13 protein-coding genes are annotated in these 16,649 nt (G+C 61.9%); all 13 read right to left on the bottom strand.

The features are described 5' to 3' along the window. Position 1: 1 nt before the first annotated feature. The gene (gene pgaD, locus GJU48_RS00890) at positions 2-484 is read right to left on the bottom strand and encodes a poly-beta-1,6-N-acetyl-D-glucosamine biosynthesis protein PgaD (RefSeq protein WP_094952048.1); all 483 of its coding nucleotides are present in this window, start codon (positions 482-484) and stop codon (positions 2-4) included. 2 nt (positions 485-486) lie between these two features. After that, on the bottom strand, positions 487-1,827 hold the full coding sequence (pgaC, locus tag GJU48_RS00885) for a poly-beta-1,6-N-acetyl-D-glucosamine synthase (protein ID WP_094952049.1): 1,341 nt from the start codon (positions 1,825-1,827) through the stop codon (positions 487-489). A 2-nt stretch (positions 1,828-1,829) separates the two neighbouring features. After that, a complete protein-coding gene (gene pgaB / locus GJU48_RS00880; protein ID WP_094952050.1) occupies positions 1,830-3,827 on the bottom strand; it encodes a poly-beta-1,6-N-acetyl-D-glucosamine N-deacetylase PgaB in 1,998 nt (665 codons plus the stop codon). Between the two features lie 12 nt (positions 3,828-3,839). Beyond that, positions 3,840-6,320, bottom strand: a complete 2,481-nt coding sequence (pgaA, locus tag GJU48_RS00875; protein WP_094952051.1) for a poly-beta-1,6 N-acetyl-D-glucosamine export porin PgaA — start codon at positions 6,318-6,320, stop codon at positions 3,840-3,842. A gap of 298 nt (positions 6,321-6,618) precedes the next feature. Next, entirely contained in the window at positions 6,619-8,115 is a 1,497-nt protein-coding gene (locus GJU48_RS00870; RefSeq protein WP_094952052.1) for a YdgA family protein, read from the bottom strand. A gap of 147 nt (positions 8,116-8,262) precedes the next feature. Beyond that, positions 8,263-8,895: an NADH:ubiquinone oxidoreductase subunit N gene (locus GJU48_RS00865; protein ID WP_094952053.1), complete on the bottom strand. Its 633-nt coding sequence runs from the start codon at positions 8,893-8,895 to the stop codon at positions 8,263-8,265. A gap of 81 nt (positions 8,896-8,976) precedes the next feature. Then, entirely contained in the window at positions 8,977-10,425 is a 1,449-nt protein-coding gene (locus GJU48_RS00860; RefSeq protein WP_094952054.1) for an efflux transporter outer membrane subunit, read from the bottom strand. Beyond that, a complete protein-coding gene (locus GJU48_RS00855; protein WP_094952055.1) occupies positions 10,422-11,330 on the bottom strand; it encodes an efflux RND transporter periplasmic adaptor subunit in 909 nt (302 codons plus the stop codon). The genes GJU48_RS00860 and GJU48_RS00855 overlap by 4 nt, the downstream gene beginning before the upstream one ends. Further along, positions 11,327-11,536, bottom strand: a complete 210-nt coding sequence (locus tag GJU48_RS00850; RefSeq protein WP_016969155.1) for a DUF1656 domain-containing protein — start codon at positions 11,534-11,536, stop codon at positions 11,327-11,329. The genes GJU48_RS00855 and GJU48_RS00850 overlap by 4 nt, the downstream gene beginning before the upstream one ends. Further along, the gene (locus tag GJU48_RS00845; protein WP_094952056.1) at positions 11,533-13,611 is read right to left on the bottom strand and encodes an FUSC family protein; all 2,079 of its coding nucleotides are present in this window, start codon (positions 13,609-13,611) and stop codon (positions 11,533-11,535) included. Before GJU48_RS00845 ends, GJU48_RS00850 begins: the two co-directional genes overlap by 4 nt. Next, positions 13,608-14,027: a MarR family winged helix-turn-helix transcriptional regulator gene (locus GJU48_RS00840; RefSeq protein WP_094952057.1), complete on the bottom strand. Its 420-nt coding sequence runs from the start codon at positions 14,025-14,027 to the stop codon at positions 13,608-13,610. Before GJU48_RS00840 ends, GJU48_RS00845 begins: the two co-directional genes overlap by 4 nt. A gap of 368 nt (positions 14,028-14,395) precedes the next feature. After that, entirely contained in the window at positions 14,396-14,641 is a 246-nt protein-coding gene (locus tag GJU48_RS00835) for a DUF2789 domain-containing protein (RefSeq protein ID WP_094952058.1), read from the bottom strand. A 193-nt stretch (positions 14,642-14,834) separates the two neighbouring features. Further along, entirely contained in the window at positions 14,835-16,445 is a 1,611-nt protein-coding gene (locus tag GJU48_RS00830) for a glycosyltransferase family 39 protein (RefSeq protein ID WP_094952059.1), read from the bottom strand. Between the last annotated feature and the right edge of the window lie 204 nt (positions 16,446-16,649).

The raw sequence follows: 16,649 nt of genomic DNA, 5'->3' as shown, positions 1-16,649 counted from the left end.
CTCAGCCGGCGCCTTTGTCTTTTTCCATCCCCGGCACCAACGTCAGCGCCGGGCGCTCGACGTCTCGGGACACGTGCGACTTCACGTCTTCCACACCGCCGTCTTCGTCGTTGTGGATCACCAGTACACCCGGCTTGCGGAACTGCTCCAGGTGGCCGTCGCCGAGGTTGAAACTCTCACTCATTTGCTTGTCGCTGAGGGCATTGGCCTCGGCGCGGCGTTGGGCGAACTTGCGGCCCCGGCGTTGCTGATAACGCGCCCAGCTGATGAGGATCACCGCATTGAACAGGGCAATCCACAGGTAGATCTGCAAGGTGTTGAGCGCCGCAAAAATTGGCGCTTCAATGCGTGGGCCGCCGTGGGTTTCCAGCATCGCGGTCATCCCACGCGCCAACAGCCAAATCAGCCCAGCCCAGGCCAGCAGGGTCAGCAGCACATCGATGACCCACATCACTGAGTTTTGGCGAGTTCTGACCAGTTTCATGGTCACGCCTCCTCTTCACTAGGTTTAATACCACGGTCCGGGCTGACCCAGCGCGCGCGTTTCTGGTGCTGGTTGAAGAGCACCTTAGGAAAGCTGACCAAGGTGGTGAACAAGCTGACCAGCCAGAACACCATTGGGTACCACACGGTCCAGAACAGGGTTTTCCACAGGCCTTTCTCGTAGCGCCGGTCGATCAGGATGCTCACCGCAAACTGCAGCAGGCACACCATCGCCAACACCAGCCCGGTAAACGCCGGTGGCATCAGCGAATCCACAGCAATCGCCTGTGGCAGCACCACGAATTTACCCACGCCCCAGAAGATCACCGACAGCAGGAAGGTGAAGGCCCAACCGGTGGACAGGCAGTATTCGAACAGCAGCGGCCACAGGTAGCGGTGGCGCCATTGCCAGATGCCACGAATGTTTTTGAACAGCACCTCGGCGCCGCCCTGGGCCCAGCGCAGGCGTTGTTTCCACAGGCCGCCGACGGTTTCGGGCATGAGGATCCAACACAAGGCGCGGGGTTCGTAGAAGATCGCCCAGTGATCGAGTTGCAGCTTCCAACTGACATCGATGTCCTCGGTGATCATGTCGGTGCTCCAGTAGTCGATGCGGTCCAGCGCCTTCTTGCGAAACGCCACCACCACACCCGACACCGTGAAGATCCGACCGAACACCCGCTGGGTCCGCTTGATCAAGCCGATGATCGAGGAGAACTCGCCCACCTGCACCCGACCGATCAGCGTCGAACGCGTGCGAATGCGTGGGTTGCCGGTCACGGCGCCCAGGCGCGGGTTATCCAGCATCGGCGCCACCAAGTAGGCCGCCGCGTTTTTATCGAGCAAAGCATCGCCGTCAATGCACACCAGGTATTCACTGCGCGCGGCCACGGCGCCCATGCGCAAGGCCACGGCTTTGCCCTGGTTCTGCGCCAGGTGCAGCACGCGCAGGCGTGGGTGTTCCAATGCCAGGGCATCGAGGACCGCCGCGGTGTTGTCTTTGGAGCCATCGTTGACGGCGATCACTTCGATGTTCGGGTACAACTGGCCCAGCGCCGCGTGAATCGTTTCGGCGGCGTTATCGCCCTCGTTGTAGCAAGGAATGATGATCGAGATCAGCGGGTTACCGGCCAGGGTCGGCGCGGGGGTGTCTTCTTTCCAGGGCCAGTGACGCTCCCAGTGCAACCAGAAGTACAGCCCGCCGGCGATCCACAGCGCCGACATGAAGAGCGGGTAGAAAAACACGAAGTCCATCAGGAACTGCCCGGTGACCAAAAAGATCAGGCCAAGGGGCACACCCAACACCAATGCCAGCACGAATAAAGCCAGGAGTCTGTCGAACATGGTCAAGGGTTCCATTGGTTGGACAGGGCCGGACGGACTGTCTTCAAGTCCGGCGAGTTTTCCAGGAAGTTGTCCGGGTAGTAGCCAAAACTCTTGACTCCCTGGCGCTTGAGCACACCCATCCATTCGGCCATTTGCGCACCGCTGAGGTCCGGGGCGGCGGGGGTACGCCAGTCCTTGGCTTGCAACTCGAAAACGGTTTTGTCCAATGCGCCGGGGCGCGCCTTGACCGTGGCGACCAACTTTTCCAACCAGGCGTTGGACGTTTTCAGTTCCTGCCCTTCCATCAGCGGCATCGCCATCGGCGCGGTCCAGTCGTAGGCCTGAAGGAAATCATCGAGGTTCTGTGCGAACCAGGCTTCGCTGGCCGGGTTGAGCATTGGCTCGGCGAAGATATTGCGCGCGGTCAATATCTGCGGGCCACCGATGGCGCGGACCTTGGCGGTCAGCTCATGGGTGAAGTCGATCAAGTAGCGGCTCTTGAAGCGCGTCCAGGGTTGCATCACCGCCGGGTCAGCGCGCAGCGCAGCGATGCTGTCCGGCAAGCCGTTGGCGGCATAGGCCTTGAGCGCGGCGGGGCTGGCGTCTTCGAAGTCGGAGAGCACCGCATCGTCGTGGTACAGCACACCGTCGATGGCACTGTTGCGCACCAGGTCTTCGTAGATCTCGCCAATGATCTTGCGTACCTGCGGATCAAACGGCGACAAGCGCTTGTATTGATCCGGGTCGATGCCAACCTTGCCGGTTTCCGGGTCCCAGCGGGTCACACGTGGCAGCTTGGGATCAAGGGCGAAACTGAGCACGGGCATCCACGCATACACGCTGGCATGGGCACGAGTGTGCAACTGCCAGGAAACGCGGTTGAACAGGTCGGCGCGCACCGGCAAGTGACGGTTGGGGAAGTACAGCGAATGCACCAGGCCGTCACCCTTGGGGTCGGCGAACGCTTGCAGGAACACGGTGCCTGCGCCCATGTCCACCACCCGTTGCACCAGTTGGTCGAGGTTACGCGCTTCTTGGGCTGGGTCCGGGTCGTAGACGTTGTCCAGGTCCACGTGCAGCACGCGCAGCGGAGCCTGGGCTTGCACCGCCACCATGCTGTTAGCGAAGTGCTCGCCGTCCGGGTCGGAAGCCACCAGGAAGCGTGGGCTGTTCATCAGGTTGCCAAGGCTGTCGAGGCCGTCTTCCAGGGTCAGGGCCATCTGGTAGCCCTGCTCACCGACGATCGCCAGCGACGTGCCCTTGGCTGCGCCGTATGGCCACACCCATACGCGTGGTGCTTTACCGGTCACGGTGCGGATCTTGTTGGAGATCGCCGCGACATCAGCCCGCATGCGCGCATCGAATTTCGCCTGATCTTCATAACGCCCGGTGGCCGGGTCAAAGCGCAGGCTGGTCGCCGCCGGCTCTAGGTTGCCCTGGGGGTTGGCGAGGATCCCTTTGTGGTTGTTGTCGGTATGCGCGGCGATTTCCACCAGGCCGGACTGGGACACCTCGCGAATCTGTTGCCAGGTGAGGAATTCCCCACGTGGGCGCGGCGAGCCGGCGAAGTCCACTGGTTGATTGAGCGGCGTATCGATCCAATACCCCACCGGCGCCAGCAAGGCCGGCCAGTGATAGGCGCGCAGAATCGGCATGACGCGGGTGTAGAAGCTGGAGTAGCCGTCATCGAAGCTGAGCATGATGGCTTTGGGCGGCAACTCGGGGCCGCCACGACGCGCGGCCAGAATCTGGTCGACGCTAACGGCCTGGTAGCCATTCTCGCGCAGCCAGGCCATCTGCTCGATCAAACGTTCGGTACGCACTGCCACCACCGCCTGGTCGGGGTCGCGATCCTCGACGTCATGGTAGGCAATGCCCAGGAAATGGTTTTTCGGCCACGGCGCTTCATTGGCCAGTGTCGGCCGCTCGGCAGGTGGGGTAAATGGCGCGGGTTGTTGGGCGCAGGCACTGGCCAGCACTAAACCCAGGACCAACAAGCAACGGCTGAGGACGGTCATGGTCAGGCTCTTTTAGAAACGGTAAGTGAGGTCGACGAGCAAGCGCAGATCGCGTTCGCGATTACCGTCATAAGGTCGGCTGATCAGGCTCAGGTTGGCGCCCACGTCCAGCACATCGTTCCAGCGAAAGCGCTGGCCATACCCGATCAAACCGACGCCACCGGTGGAGTAATCCCGCTGGCTGTAGGTACCCGCACCGAGTTGGAACTGCTGACTCCACTGGGTCTCGTAGCGGTGATAGAGCACATGGTTGACCGTGACGGTGGGCAACACGCTGAGGTCAGACTTGGGGTTGAAGTACACCGTGTCTTCCTTGGTGTTGCGGCTGGCGCCGACTTCCAGGCCCAGGTCCACTTGCACGCCCGGCGAGCTGTAGATGCCCTCGCGGCCGGTGAGCAAGGCTTCAAGCCGGTTGTTGCCGTCGCTGAAGTGCGACGGGCTCAAGGACAGCTTCCACTCGCGGCTTTCATTCGCGCGCCAGCGGATAAAACCACTGCCACCGTTGGCCGTGACATCGGCGTTCAGTGCCCGTAACGGTGTGGTGGTCAGCAGGTAGCCGAGGCTGCCGCCGTACTGCCAGTTGTCGTTGATGTCGCGGGCAATCGAAACGCTCGCGCCTTGTTTGGAGCCATAACCATAGGAGTGGTTGGAGACTGCGGCTTCGAGGGTCATGTCACGGGTACGCCGCTCCACGCCCACAACTTGCCAGCGATGCTGGCCGCTGCCTTCGCTGAAGTCGGCCGTGGCATACCCGGCACCGGCGAACACCCGCCAGTCTTCGTCGATGGGCGGGGTGTAGATCCGACTTTCAATGCCCCAATCCCGGCTGCCCGCTACCGCACCGACGTCGCCGTTATTGCCGCCGCCGTAGCTTTTACCGGTGTAGGCCTCGACACGCAGTTCGGCCATGTCGTGCACATCCCTTAGGCGGCTCAGGCGCTGCACCTGCCGGCTGTCCGGGTTGCGGGCCAGCACGTCATCGGTCAGCACGTCCATTTGCCGCCACTCCTGCAGGTCCATGGCGGTGTAGGCTTGGCTCACTTCCAGGCCGATGTCACGCGGGGTCTGGGCTTCGGTTTCCTTGAGTATGCCCTCGGCGCGCCGGGGCAAATCACGGGCGCGGTACATATCAGCCTGGGCCAGGCGTAGGCCGACGTTACCTGGGGCTTTTGCCACCAACGCTTCCAGGCCGGCTTCGCTGCCAGGCAGGTCGCCGCCATAGACGCCGGCCTGGGCCGACAGTTGTTGCGCATCCATCCAGGCATCGTTGGGGTTACCGATGGGCAAGCCCTTGAGTTCGACCCGAGGCTTCTGGCTATTGGCGAGGCCATTGGCGACTTCGCGCGCATCGGCGCCTTTATCGCTTTCCTGTAAGGCGTAGAACAACGCCGTGGTGTCTTCAACCCGGTCATCGGGCTCGGCATCGGCGGCACTCAGCGCCTGGCGATACAGCGGCTCAGCCTTTTCCGGTTGGCGCTGGTCGAGGTAAGACGCCGCCACCCAACGCACGGCGTAAGTGGGCAATTGCACGCCTTCGCCCTTGAGGGTTTCGTAATCACGGACCACATCAGCCGTGCGCGTGCGTGCCTTGAGGGCGCCCAGGCGGTCGATGCGCCAGCGCACCACATCGTCATGGGCGCTGGCATCCGGGGTCCAGCGGGCGAGCAGTTTGTCGTAGTCCTGCAGCGCGCGATCGGCAATGACGTAACGTTCTTTCTCGGTGCGCGTCGCGAACTCGGCCATGCGCACACGCTCGGCGGCGAGGTCACCTTCAAGACGGCGCTGGGTCACGGCGTCGAGCACGCCCGGGTGCTTGGCCGACAGGCGCAAGGCCGGTTCCGGCAGGCGGGCCCGTTGCAGGGCGATGATGTATTCGCGGATCACGTCAGGTTTGTCGCCAGCGCGAATAAAGGCCTGGTCGAACTCAAACAGCGCGTCGTAGTTCAGGCCCGCGCGGGTCAGCGCATAGCCCAGGGCCATGCGGCGGCTGGGGTCATTCGGTTGCGCCGCCACCAGTGCGCGGGTGCGTTGCACCGCTTCATTGGTTTGGCCGCCGTCGGCCTGGGTCAGGGCCTGGCCCAGTTGCAGGTCGACATTGTTCGGCTCACGCACCAGCGCCTGCTGATACACCGCCAAGGCCTGCGGCCACTGCTTTTGATTGCGGTAGGTACGGGCCACGGTGGCCAGTGCCTGGGTGGTCAGGTTGCGGTTTTTGCCTTGGGCCTCATACACCTTCAGCACTTCGGCGTCTTGCCCGGCCCACCCGGCAATCACAAGGTGATCGCTGATCTGGCCCGGTGTCTGGCGCTCGGCAGGCAGTTGACGTAATTGAGTGAGGGCCGGCGTGAAGTTGCCGTTGCGCGCCTGAATGATCAGGGCATCGTAGGCGGGATCGGCCACGGCAAGGGCGGGCATCAACAATTGACTGCATAAGGCGGCCCCGATGAGCAGTCGCAACCGGCCTGAAGCACTGATGGGTAGGGTTTGCAACATATCGTGAGCTTCCTTACACACGGAAAGCTATAACGATAGGTGGTCCTGAGCTGTTTGCATCAGGGCGCCGGCGTCTAATGACCCGACCAAGCTTTCCTGTAGGAACTATCCCCTAGTGACGTAGGGAAATGCCTAATTCAGAACAATTGTTCAGAATTGTGCGCGCAACAGAAAAGCCAATGGGGGAGCAGACTTGCCTGAGCTGATCGGTCAGCGTCGGCCTATACGCCGACTGTTTGACCGCTGCCTCAGGCAACGCTGCTCCCCCACTATTTATTTCTTACTGGTGTAAGAAATCTTACTGCGCGCCGCTGACCGCACCCGCTTTAGCCATCACAAAACCAATGAATTGCTCGACGGTCATCTTCTGGCCGTTGAAGGTCACTTCATTGTTGGCGTAATGCAGCTTGGAGACCACGTCAGTGCCCACCAGGGTTGCCAGTTGAGTGCCGACGGCCATGCCGCTGACCATCTCGGCGGCCATCTGCGATTGCTGCTCGATGGCTTTAGGGTCGGTCACGCCGCCTACCTGCGCTTGCAGGGCCGCCACGTCGCCGATCATTGGCTTGGACAGGGTCAGGTTGGCATCCAACAGCGCGATGACCTGCTTGCCCAGCTCAACCGGCGGCAGCTCCATAGTCGAAGGTTTGGCCAGGTCCAACACCAGGTTGAATTTGCTTTCGCCATGGGTGGTTTTCAGCGACAGGTTTTCCACCGCCACTTGCGGCTTGGCAGCCAGCACTTGGTTGACGTTGGCCTCGGCCAGGGTCTGCTCGGCTTCGGTCAGTTGCAGCTCAGGCACCGGCTGGCCGGCAGCGGCGGCGGCTTGCACCGGCTGCATCTTGTCTTGGTAGAGCTTGGTCAGCACCAGCATCGCCGGAATGTCGACGTTCTTCATGCTCAGGGCCATGGCGGCCGAGCCGACAGGCTTACCCTGGTAACCAATCTCGTCGATCTTGTAGTCGACGCGGCCGGCCAGGTTGTTGTCTTTGGCCTCGCTGGTGTCTTTTTGCTCGAAGCCTTTGAGGGTCAGCACGGCTTTCTGCGGGCCGAAGGTGACCTTGGTGTCGGTCAGCTCAACGGTGTTTTGCCCGGTGTAGAAACCGAACGAGGTTTTCTCCAGGTTGCTGGCCACGGTCAGGCCGGACAGTTCAGCTTCGAACGGCGCGCCGTTGGCATCGATCACCGCGACTTTCAGGCTGTTCATATAGCCTTCAGCCTTGACCTTCTGACCTTCGGCGGTGCCGTCGAAGTCCAGGTTAGCGCCCGAGAAGCTGACCGAAGACTTGTCGTCCTTGAGCTCCAGAGGCAGCAGCTCAACGTTGCCGCTGACCGAGCGGGTGTAGCCGATGTTGGCCACGCCTTTGAGAGGCGACACGTCTTTGCTGGCGGCGAACCATTTTTCAGTGGTGGCGTTCTTTTCCAGCGCGTAGTGACTGGTGGCCATGACCGGCAGCCATTTCAGCGAGACCAGACGCGAGAACGGCAGCGGGCCGTGTTCGATGTGGTCGACAAACAGCAGCTCTGGGTTCGGGTTGTCTTCACCGAATACGCTGCCTTGGCCCTTCAGACGGTAGTGCGCGGTGCTGCTGAACAGGCCACGGTCCAGGGACACCAGCTCCAGGTTCACGCTGCCGTCGACGCCGGCCATGGAGCTCTGTAGTTCTTTGTTGGCGTTCTGGATCGCGGTTTGCAGCACCGGCTCCAGTTGCTTACCGGTGTACCAGGCGCCGCCTGCACTGACGACGCCAACGGCGACAACGAAACCCAAAAGAACAACTGCTGGCTTATTCATGAAGTGACCTGATCAAATCCTGTGAGAAGTGGGCTGTCTTCCTTGAACCCCGAAAGGGTTGGCTCAAGCCCGCCGAAAACGGGGGAAGATTAGCACTGGCGGCCGAGAACGGCCCAGCTTTTCAGAGGGGTCAGGTCTGCAGTTGGTTCAGGTGTACTCCAATTCAATCTCGTCGAGCTGGTGATCAAAACTCTTCAAACGTGCCGTCCAGGTGTACACCAACACCTCAAATTCACGGTGTATCACGGCGTTTCCGGGGGTGTCGGCCTTGGGATTGCAGAAGTCCAGCTGGTAGCGCTCGCGCGCCATGGCGTTGGCCACGTCGGACAATTCCCGAGCGTTATTCAGCCAATGCCTACCTTCGGCGACCTGCTGGTCGAGCAGCACACATTGCTTTTTCAGGGCTTCGAGACTTTTTTCCAGGGGCGTGCCGGTGAGTTCACCCATGACTTCCTGGAACGTGCGCCCGGGCTGCCAGTAGCTGCCCCAGAAATAGCGGTCGAACACGGTTTCGACACGGCGCAGGGCGACCTTGGTGTCCCAGATCGCCACACGGGTCTTGCCTTGTTCGAGGAGCTTTTTCTTCACCCGTTGGTTTTGATAAGACGCCCACGCCACCACGCCGATAGACAAGGTGCCGATCACCAGGCACGCGCTGTCGAGAAAGACCATGGCCGTGTCGATTTGATGGGCAAGCATGACGCCGTAGAAATAGGCAGCCGATAACAACACCAGTGCGAAACACACGCACCAGAAAGCGGGAGCATAAGGGTTTTTCATTATTGGAATCCCCATGAGCAAACGCGAGCAGTGACGAGCGAGCCGTCACAGCGGCTCACAGGTCAAAGCATAGCTATTCGCTCAGGGTTTGCCGGGCTGTGACGCTTGCGTTCGTCCGCTTTCCCAACCGCCGCCCAAAGCCAGGAACAGATCGATCTGGCTCATGGCAACCTGGGTGTTTGCCGCTGCCAGCTGCGCACGCACATCGGTATAGGTGCGCGTAGCTTGCAGGTCGGCCAGGAACGAGGCGCGGCCGGCCTGGAAGAAGCGGTGCGTCTGCTGCGAGGCTTCCTTGGCCGACTCGCCGGCATCGGCCAGCGCGTCACGGCGTTGCAACTGCGCGGTGTACTGCGCAAGGCCGGTCTGGGTCTCGCGGATGGCGTTGAGCACCACGCCGTCGAAGTGGGCCAGGGCGCCCTGGGTCGCGGCTTCGGCTTCGTGGATGCGTGCGCGGGCGCCGTTGGTCGGCACCGACCAACTGATCAGCGGGCCAAAGCCCCAGCGGTTGGTCGCAGGCGTACCCAGGTCATCGAGCAGACCGACCGTGCCCACGGTGGCGCCGATACTGATGTCCGGGTACAGCGCGCCGGTGGCCACGCCGATACGCGCGGTGGCGGCGGCCAGTTGGCGCTCAGCCTGGCGTACGTCGGGGCGGCGTTTGAGCAGGGTCGCGCCGTCGCCCACAGGCAGCAACTGGGCGATGTGCGGCAGCTCGGCGCAGGTGCCGGTGCCCGAGGGTAATTGGTCTACAGGCTTGGCCAGCAGCATCGACAAACGGAACAAGCCCGCTTGGCGCAACGCTTCGTAGCGCGGCATGTCGGCGCGCAAGGATTTGTATTGGGTTTGCGAACGCGTCACCTGGGTTTCGTCACCACGCCCGGCGTCGCGCAGGCGCTGGGTCAGCTTGGTGCTCTGGGCTTGCAGGTCGAGGGACTCGTTGGCAATCGCCAGTTCTTCGTTGGCCGCGCACACCTGGGTGTAGGAGCGCACCACATCCGCTACCAGCGTAATGCGCGCGGTGTCAGCGCCAGCCTGGGCGGCGTCGGTGGTGGCCTGGGCGCTTTCGATGCCGCGCTGCAAGGTACCGAACAAGTCGAACTGGTAGGAGGTGCTAATGCTGGCGCTGCCGATGTTGCCGACCGGGACTTTTTCTGTCAGCAAAAACGCTTCGCCCGATTCCTGCAGGCGCTGGGCCTCAGCCTTCGCGCCCGCGCTCCAACCGCCTGCGGATTGCGCCTCTTGGGTCTGGAAACGCGCGCGTTGCAGGTTGGCGGCGGCCACACGCAGGTCGGTGTTGGAGGCCATGGCCTGGCGTACCAACTCATCCAGGCGCGGGTCTTTGTACAGCTTCCACCAGTCGGCTGGCACCGGCGCCGAGACCACGTTGCCACCCTCACCTGCGATCTGCCCTTGCAGGTCGCCACGGTTGATGGCGGCCTTATACGGCAGTTTGTAATCGGGCCCCACCACTTGGCAGGCCGACAGCAGCAAACCCAAGCCGGCCGTGGCCAGCAACGCCGCCGGTTTCATGGTTTTTCTCCCTGCTGCGCTTTTTCTTTGGCGGCGGTCTTGTCGTCAATGATCGACACCGTGGCCGTACGCCCGGCGATCATGCGAAAGTCCGCCGGCACGTCATCAAAGGCAATGCGCACCGGAATCCGCTGGGCCAGGCGCACCCAGCTGAATGCCGGGTTGACGTTGGGCAACAGGTTAGAGCCACTGGTGCGGTCACGGTCTTCGATACCGGCGACGATGCTCTGCACATGGCCACGCAGACGCGCGTTGTCGCCGATCACGCGGATATCCACGGCCATACCGACGTGAATGCCGTCGAGTTTGGTCTCTTCGAAGTAACCGTCGATGTGGAACGAGTTGCTGTCCACCACCGACAACACCGGGCGCCCGGCGGTGACGAACTCCTGATTACGCGGCGCACGGTCGTTGACGTAGCCGTCCACGGGGCTGCGGATCACCGAGCGGTCGAGGTTGAGCTGGGCGGCGTCCACCGTCACCTGCGCCTCGGCCAAGGCCGATTGGGCACGGGCCACGCGGGACTGGCTTTCTTCCAGTTGCTCGCTCGGCACCAGGTTGCCCAGGCCACGGTTACGTTTGTTTTCGCGCTGGGCCTGGGCCAGGGTTTCCTGGCGGTCGGCCACGGCAGCCTGGGCTTGGCGCAGGGCCAGCTTGAAGCGGTCCTGGTCCACGGCAAACAGCACCTGACCTTTGGTCACAAGCTGGTTGTCGCGCACGTCGACTTGCTGGATCAACCCGGACACGTCCGGGGCGATCTGCACGATGTCGGCACGGATATGCCCGTCACGGGTCCAGGGTGCAAACATGTAGTACATGACCATGCGCCACACAACGACGACAGCAAAGGTCACTATCAATAACGTCAGGACAACACGGCCGATGGTCAAAAAAGGTTTTTTCATGTCATGAGGTATCGACTGAGTGAGTCCACCGCGCCCAGCAACAGCGCGTAGAGCCCCACATTGAACAATGCCCGGTGCCAGACCAGGCGATAGAAGTGAATGCGCGTCAACAACCCGTGCACCACCAGAAACAACACGTACGTAATGCCCATCAGCACCAGCAGCGTGGGCAGGAACACCCCGCTGATATCCAGATCACCGATCATAAAGGCGCTCCATCAGGCAGCGGCGCTTCCATTTCGGTGCCGCCAATAAATTCCACGCCGGGCAGCAACGACAGGCGCAAGCCGGCCAACGCGTGCAGCAGATGCAGGCGGGTGTCATCTTCGTCTTGCAGGCCTTGCCCATTGAGGGCGCGGCGCGTGCGGTCGAGGGTCATCAGCAGACCGCTCGGCGCGGGCAAGCGTTCACCCGCCTTGAGGCAGGCTTTGAAGTAACCGCCGACGCCTTCCACCACCTGGTTGAGCAGCACCCGGGGCACGCCGTAGATGCGCGGCGAGTAGGCCAACAGGTCAAGCAGGTTCAGCGCCACGCGCAAATCGCGCAGGGCGGTGCCGGTGTCCTGGCCGATGAGGCCCAGGCGCGGCAGGTGCTGCATCAGGCGGTCAAGCATTTGCGCGGCCATGTGCCGGTGTTCGGCCAGGGTCGCAGGCTCGGTCAAGGTGACGATGTCGCGCCAGCTGAAACGGGTCAGGCGCTTGGCCGCCAGTTCGGCGCCGAACGGCCGTGCAATCAAGGTCCATACAAAGGCGAACAGTAAGCCCACCGGCCCGGCCAGGTTGACGTTGGCGAAGTTCAGGAAGTCCGCGTCGTAGGCGCCCTGGATGCTGATAAACGACGAGGTGTTGACCAGCGTCAGCAGCATGCCGAGGTAGAAACGCGGCTGCACCGTGAGCGTGCCGATGCAGATAAACGGCACCGCGAACGCCAGCACCAGCATCGGGAAATCGTGCAGGTTGGGCAGCACCAAAAACAGATAGAGGCTGGCGAACAGCACCGACATCGCAGTCCAGAAGAAAAACCGATAGATCTGCGGCGCCGGGTCGTCCATCGACGCGAAAAAGCTGCAGGCCACGGCGGCGAGAATCACCGCGCTGCCGCCGTCGGTCCAGCCCAGAAGGATCCACAGCACCGAGGCGACGATGATCGCGGTGACGGTGGAAAATGCCGAGTAGAACATCAGGCCACGGTCGAGGAACGGCGTCAGCCGGCCCAGGCGCCAGTGGCGGTACACGGCGCGCCAGGTGTCCTGGCTTTCGCACTGGATGGCGGCCTGCAGGCTGCGGCAGTCTTGCCACAGGTCGATCCACTCGGCCAGGCGATACAAGGCGTTGGAGAACAGCAACGTGTGGCGGTCGTCCAGCGCTTCGCCTTGAGGTTGCAGGGCGTCGACCTTGTCGCGCAGCACGCGCCAACGTTCGAGGGGTGCCTCTTCGGTGGTGCTTTGCAGCCAAACAGTGGCCTCTTCCAGCAATGGCGTGAGCTGATCGAGAAATTCCGGGGCTCGGTGTTCGATTGCGTAGACCGCGTCGTCCAAGGCGTCGATCACCGGCAGCAGGTGAATCATGCGCCCACGCAACTCCTTGGTGTTGCGCACCGTCTGCGGCCGCGCGCCTTCGTGGGGCAACTGGCCGATCATCAATTCCAGGGTGTTGAAAGTGGCGACCATGCCGCCGCGCAAGGTGCTGACCTCTTCAGGCGCCACGTTGCGCGTCAAAAAGCGCAGGCTGTAGACCTGGGCGTCGGCAAACCACTTGGCCACCGAGCCATCGAACACCGGCATCAGGCGCCGTGGCCAGAACATCGCGCCCACCACCGCGGCGACCGCGATGCCGAGGAAGATTTCTTCCGTACGTGCCTCGGCCACGTCCCACACCGCCAGCGGGTTATCCACCACCGGCAGCGCGATCAACGGCAAGGTGTAGCCGGCGAGCATCAGCGCGTAGTTATTGGCGGTACGCAGGTGCATGGACAGGAACAGCAAAATGCCCGTCCACAACGCAATCACCACCACCAGCACATACGGCGCCTGCACAAACATGGGCACAAAAATCACCGCCGCCGCCGCGCCCATAAAGGTGCCGATGGCGCGGTACAAAGCCTTGGAGCTGGTAGGGCCGACGAACGGGCTGGAGACGATGTACACCGTGGCCATCGCCCAGTAAGGACGTGGCATTTGCATGAGCATGGCGATGTACAACGCGATCATCGACGCCGCGAACGTACGCACCCCATAGAACCAGTCGCGGGCGGGCGGGAAGCCGGCAAAAAATCCGTTCAAGGCGATGCAACCCCAGCCGCTTCAAACGCCCGCAGCACACGCAGGGCGGCCTCAAGGTCGCTGTTGGCGATATCCGCCAACACTTCCCGGCGCAGGCGCACCAGTTGCACTTCCACCGCTTGCACCAGCTCACGGCCGCGCTCGGTGAGGCTCAAAGCCTTGGCGCGGCGGTCATGGACGTCTTCGGTACGGCACACGTAGCCGCCGCTGCACAGCTGGTCGAGCAGACGCACCAGTGACGGGCTTTCCATCCCGGACGCCTGGGCGACTTTTACCTGATGCACACCGTCGCCCAAGCGGCCGATCATCAACAATGGCACGGCGCAGGCTTCGGAAATACCGTAACTCACCAGCGTGGTCTGGCAGATTTTGCGCCAATGACGGGCGCCCACCACCATGCTGCTGCTGAGGTTCATGTGGAGTTGTTCGAGGGTTTGAGGCACTGGAGTGTTCGCATACAGTTAGTTTGCTAACTATCAATATGGTGGATGGATCCAGAGCAGTCAAGTTTTGAAACAAATTTGTGATGGGTGGTGCGGGGTTGGGGTAAGTAAAGCGGGTTTCGGAAGGGATGTTGGATGTTCAGCGGTATTGATCGTTCCCACGCTCTGCGTGGGAGTGCATCCGCGTCCGCTCTTAAAGTCGTGACGCAGAGCGCCACAGGCGGCATTCCCACGCGAAGCGTAGGAACGATCATCCGCTCTTAAAGTCGTGACGCAGAGCGCCACAGGCGGCATTCCCACGCGAAGCGTAGGAACGATCAATGCCTTTTTGAAAAGATTTTTTACGCCTCTCGCCCTGCCCGCAACAACACACTCAACTGATCCACGACTTCCGCCCAATCCGCATCTTCCCGAATCCCATCGCGCAAAAACGCTCTCTGACTGGGCGTCCAGAAAAACGCATCCGCCAAATGCAGTTCAGGCTTTAGCGGTGAATGAACCGTCACAAACTTCTCGATACTCACCGGGTCATGCGGCAGCCCAAGCTGTTTGAACAGTGAAGGTAAGCTGTGCACAGGCGATTCCATGGCAAGCTCCAGATAAAGAAGTGTTAACTGAGTCTAGCGGCAACCTTCGGGTTGCGGCTGCGGTACGTTGCACAGCACGAACAGCCGCGCCCTGGCACCGCCGCCGTCCTGACGGCTCAGCTCGCGCCAGCCATGGTAAGCTGTGCACAGGCGATTCCATGGCAAGCTCCAGATAAAGAAGTGTTAACTGAGTCTAGCGGCAACCTTCGGGTTGCGGCTGCGGTACGTTGCACAGCACGAACAGCCGCGCCCTGGCACCGCCGCCGTCCTGACGGCTCAGCTCGCGCCAGCCATCGGGCAGTGGTGCGAAATCATCCGGCGCTTCGTTGCTGCTGATCAGCCACACGCGGCGGGTATCGGCGGGCAATGCCGACAAACGGTCGAGGTAGATGCGCCCACCATCCTGGTCCACCAGCGTACCGAAGCCGTAGGCGTTCGGCCGGGTCGGCGTGCCGTCGGGTTTGGGCGGTGTGTAGAGCTGCAATTGGGCGTCGGTCTGGTCGTAATACACATAGCTGAGGTACCACAGCATGTCACTCAGAACGATGCGGTCGTCCTCCTGGTAGTTGCGATTGACGAACTCCACGGGGACGTTGAACTGGTCATGTTCATCGACAGTGAAATTGTTCTTCAACCCCACCAGTTCCACCCCCACGAACAACACAAGAAAGGCCGCGCCCAACCAAGACAGGCGCGCCGGTAAGCGGTCGATGGCGAGTGCCACAAGGATAGGCAAACCCAACGCGTAGACAGTGAGGTAACGTTCGATAAACACCGGGGAAATAAAGGACACCCCGTACACCAACAGCAACGGCAGCAGGAAAAACAGCGCCAGCAAGGTGGCCGGCCGATAACCCTCGCGGTCTCGCCAGGCAGTCACCAGCACGATCGCAACGAGCAGCAGCGGGAACAGCCAAAACAGCGGCGGCCAGAAGCCAATACCCTCGTCCTGCGCCACAAATTGCCAGATCATCGACGGCATGGAGAGCAGATTAACCGGTTCCTCCCAGCCAATGTCACCGCCCACCTTGAGCTGTTCGACGTGTTGCACCAGGCCCCACAAGTTCGGCAACCAAGGCAGGTACACCAACACAATCGCGGCGTTGGCCGCCCACCACGCAGGCCGCCCGAGCAGGCGCTGGCCTCGTGGTTGCGCGCGGTACAGCACACCCAGGTAAGCCCAATGCACCAGCACACACAGGGCGGTGAAGTAATGGGTGTAAAACCCGGCACTCATCAGCACGGCATACGCCACCAGATAACGCGTGCGCTCGGGCTGACGCACCCAGTACACCAGCGCCAACGTGGCGGCCAGCAGCCACACACCCAGCAGTGAGTACATGCGTACTTCCTGGCTATAGCGCACCGCTGTCGGCAGCAGCGCCAGCAACACACCCGCCAGCACGGCCGCACGCCGGGTGGACAGCGCGCGCGTCAGCCAGGTGCCCAGGCCCACGGCGACCACACCGGGGATCGCGCTCATGCCACGAATCGACCAGATGCTGTCGCCGAACAGCTCGATCCAGCCGCGCAGCATGAAAAAGTACAACGGTGGGTGCACATCATGGGCGGCGTGAAACCACAGGTCGTCCACGGCGTATTCACTGAGCAACAGGCTGGAGCCTTCGTCGCCCCAGATCGCCGCCGCCGTCAGGCTGTAAAAACGCAGGGCCATGGCCAGTGCCAGGATCGGCACCCACCACAGGCGACTGACCCAACCGGTGCCTTCCCAGGCACCGGTGAGGCGATTGAATGCGGGCATTGCCGCAATCTTTTCATCTTGCTCTACCACAGACCGTCGCACCTCAATTCCCCTACCCTTGCCTTTTAAGGCCGGCAAACAAGCCCCATGCGTGAATGACCGCCACTCTAGGACAAAAGCCCATTATTCGCTGCTGGAATCGGACAAATCAGCGATTTGTGTAGGCCTTCACCGATGCACTTGTCGGATCACGCTATGATTGCCCCCTCCAATTCCCCTACCCTTGCCTTTTAAGGCCGGCAAACA

The organism is Pseudomonas sp. IB20 (assembly GCF_009707325.1).
Classification (GTDB): domain Bacteria; phylum Pseudomonadota; class Gammaproteobacteria; order Pseudomonadales; family Pseudomonadaceae; genus Aquipseudomonas.
This window is presented reverse-complemented; position numbering and strand designations above follow the sequence as displayed.